Below are 3,754 nucleotides of genomic sequence, written 5' to 3' on the forward strand. Positions count from 1 at the left end.
GGTGATCTCAGCGACCTTGCCGCTGTGCTGGGCCACCAGGTTGAAATACGTCGAGGCCGGCGGCGGCTCGCTCGAACCCGGCACGAACTCCCACCGGCTGGACGACGACGTGGCGTCGGCGGTGAGGCGGCCGCGGGCGGCGAGGTCGCCGTACAGGCCCCACCGCATCCAGTCGACCATGGTCCGCATGGCCACGGTGCTGGTGTTGCCCCAACCAGTGCCGCCGTGGTCGGCGCCGATGAAGGTGAGGAAGCCCTTGGGGGCGGGCATCTCCGAATACGACTGGTGGGCGGAGGAGTACGGGCAGACCTGATCCCGGTCGCCGTGGATGAACAGAACCTTGGCATGGACCGCGCTGCTCGGGCCGCCCATTCTGATGCAGGAGATGGGTACCGCCACTGTGATGCGAGGGTCAGGGTAGGTGGTGAGCAACGCGTTGGTCGTCATGCCGCCCATGGAGTAGCCGGACACGCCGATGCCGGCCGCCGTGTCGATGTGGCCGGCCAGTGGGTCGCTGCCGGTGTTCAGGGCCAGGGTGCGGGTAAGGACCTCTGAGACGTCCTTGGGCAGGTTGCCCTTGGACGCATCGCCGATGCTGGCATTGTGGAAGTTGGGAGCCGGGACGATGAAGCCAGCCGCGACCAGCGGGCGGATCTGCCCAAAACCACCCTGCGGGCTGGCACCGGCGCCGTGTGTGTACTCGCAGACGGGAAACACGCCCGGGGCTACTGGCGCGTCGGTCACGGCGCTACCACCGGCCGCGCCGGTGGCGGGGTAGTACACAGAGGCGGTGATCTGGCGGGTACCGCGCATCCAGGTGTACTGGCGCACACCCACCGCGAACGGGGTGGTCGGCGCCACCCGCTGCGCGACGGCGGTGCCGGCGCTCGCCTGCCAGGTACCGAGCCAGGACGCCGCGCCGACACTCACCGCACCGGCAGCGCCCAGCCTCAGGAAATTGCGTCGTTGCATGAACAAAGCTCCTTGTGTCGATGAGAGGAACGGGTGTCGTACCCGATGCGCAACACCACCGCCGAGGTCCAGGCGATGCCGAGGCGCCATTGCCGGCGCCGCAGCCGTGGCGTGGATGGTCGTCAGGCACCGACCTCGAGGAAGTCCACGTTGGGCAGACCCTCCGCCGTCGTGGGACTGAACCGGATCGTGTTGTTGCCGGCGTTCACCGGGATGGTCACAGTCTTGGTGACCCAGGTGGTCCACGCGCCGGTCCCCTCGAAGGACACCGCCGTCACCGTGGCTCCGTTGACGACCAGGTTCCCCGGACGGACAGTCGCGCCACCGTTGGCGAACCGGACCCCGATTGTCGCCGTACCAGCAGCCGGCGCGTTGACGGTGAACTGGGAGTAGGCCCCGACGGTGTTGTCGGCGTTGCAGAATCCGGTGCCGGAGAACCCGGAGTGATTCGAGTCGATCCTGCCCTGGCACGCCGCTGGGGCGGTCTCCGCCTCGTACCGCTGCGTCGGTGTCGGCTCGCCTGAACCGGCGCGGACGCTCACGCGGTAATTGCCCGAGGCGCTGACGGTCATGTACACGTAGGACCCGTCGCTGCGCGCACTGGTGACTCCGGCACCGGCGGAAAATGTTCCGCGGTCCCAGACACTCGTTCCATTCACGGTGATTGCCGTGTCAGCGCCGGAGGCCGGCACAGCGATGGTGCCGCTGGTCCCGTTCGGGGCGGTGACGTCCATGTCGAATCCATCGCCGGCCGCTCGGCCCCACTTGACCGCCAGCGGCCCGTGCGGGGTGGGTACCTGCCCTGCGGTCCAGCTCAGCGATCCGGGCTGCGGCTGGACGATCCAGGTGGCGTACCCGGCGTCGACCGGCCGGGCGCCCAGCACATAGCGGGTCAGCGCCGAGGTGGGGGCGGACGACCAGCCGTGTGCCAGGCTCGTGCTGCCTTTCTCGATGCTGCCGTCGGGCTTGATGTTCTCCCACATGGTGCCGGTGTAGTTCGGGCCGGGCCTGACCATCTGACCCCAGACATCACTCACCAGCTGCATCCCGCCGGTGGTGTCACCCGTGGACAGCCGGGCGTTGAGCTCGATGCCGGAGATGAACGGGCTGATCAGCGTGGAATAGCCGCTGCCGGAGAAGGGCCGTGGGCCGTGGGTGCCCCACAGGGTGGACTTCAGCTTGGTCAGGATGCCGGGCACGGCACTGGCGGGCGCGACGCCGAACAGGACCGCTTCGGCGTTGGCGTCCTGGGTAACGGTGCCGCGGACCTTGTCGCTGAGATCGTAGACGCCGGTGCTGGAGTTGAAGAGGTTGGCGTTGATCGCGGTGCGCAGGGCCGCCGCCTTGTTCGTGTACTGCGTCGCGAGATCGACCTGACCCGTCTCCCGCGCCAGGTAGGCGGCCTCGATCAGGTTCAGGTAGTACAGCGCGTTGTACGCGGTCACCGCGCCGGTCTTGTTCCCGTCGTACCAGTCCCAGTCCAGGCCGTCGCTGGTGTCGGTGACCAGCAAACCCTGCGAATTGAGCCGCGAGGCGTTCCAGCCGAGTTGACGCTGCACGACCGGAAACTGCGACCGGACGAAGGCGAGGTCACCGGTGGCGCGGTAGTAGTCGGCCAGGTCCGGGGCGAAGTACAGCGAGTAGCTCGTCGAGTAGCACGCGGTCGTACCCGGGATCAGCGGACCAGTGTGCACCGGGGACTGCGGTGCCAGACACCCGGTGACGAAGCCACTGCTGAGCTGGTAGCTGCCGAGCAGCCGGATGGACTGCTTGAGATAGTCGTTGCCGTTGCTCCCCAGGCTGACGTAGTTCGTCGGGCCCTCCACATAAATGTCACCGATCCAGACGTTGCGGTCTCGCTTGGCCCCGTCCAGGATCAGCGGCAGCTGGTTGATGCCCCCCGTTCCCGGGGGCAGCATGCTGAGCTGGTTGGTGTAGGCGCCGGCGTACCAGATCTTGTTCAGCTCGTCGGAGCTGGACACGAAGTACCCCTGGTATTCGTTTGCCGTCGCGCGGTAGGCGCTGAACCGGATGCCGACCGCGCTGAGCGTGACCGACCCGGGGGAGGTCAGCGCGATCCGTTGGAACCGCTCGCCGCCCTGGATCAAGCTGTGGTTGATCGTCCCGGCCCCGCGGACGGTGTAGTTGTTGGCCCTGGACCTGTCCCCCGCGTTGAAGGCGCCACCGCCATCACCGTTGGCGCCGATGTACTGGCTTCCCTCGCTGTAGGAGGCGCGCAGCACCGGGTTGCCGCTCTGTGCGGCCACCGTGAAATACGGGAAGCCACCGACATTCTTGCCGTAGTCCAGGATGATCACGGGAGCGGGCCCGCCGGACACCATGGTCAGCTTGGCGCTGCCGCTCCCACCCGTGACCAGCGCGCCCGCGTTGGTGACGTTTCCCGACGTGCTCACCACGGCAACCGGGGTCACGTTCGGCGTGGCCGGTCCCAGCACGTACTGCTGCCAGTTGGGGTTCGCCGGCCAGGGCACGGCATCCGCTGCGGCGGACCGGCCGAGGCTCAACGTCGCCGCGGCCAGCGCCACCACCACAAATGCGGCGAGCCCTGCGCTCCGGCGGCGAGTCACCCGCCGGGCTGTCGAATGTGCGTCTGGCACGTAGCGCCCTTTCTGTCGCCACCGCGTTGAGACGTTTCAACGTGGTGTGCCGGGTCGGGAAGCCGCTGGGCCGGCACGCCGCACCGCCGTCGGCGGTGCGGCGTCCACCTGTGTGGTTAGACGGCCCTGCGGGTGAAGCGCTGGTTGGGGTTGCCGGAGTAGGC

At 68.2% G+C, this 3,754-nt stretch carries 2 protein-coding genes; both read right to left on the bottom strand.

Annotated features, from left to right (window positions below; genetic code table 11):
• The coding region (locus tag AB0I21_RS57140; RefSeq protein ID WP_360574413.1) for a hypothetical protein at positions 1-1,062 on the bottom strand (1,062 nt) is incomplete at its 3' end.
• A gap of 32 nt (positions 1,063-1,094) precedes the next feature.
• Positions 1,095-3,560 (bottom strand): alpha-L-rhamnosidase C-terminal domain-containing protein, encoded by a 2,466-nt coding sequence (locus AB0I21_RS57145; RefSeq protein WP_360574415.1) that lies wholly within the window; start codon positions 3,558-3,560, stop codon positions 1,095-1,097.
• Positions 3,561-3,754: the final 194 nt, after the last annotated feature.

It is taken from the genome of Dactylosporangium sp. NPDC050588, from assembly GCF_040654975.1.
Taxonomy (GTDB): domain Bacteria; phylum Actinomycetota; class Actinomycetes; order Mycobacteriales; family Micromonosporaceae; genus Dactylosporangium; species Dactylosporangium maewongense.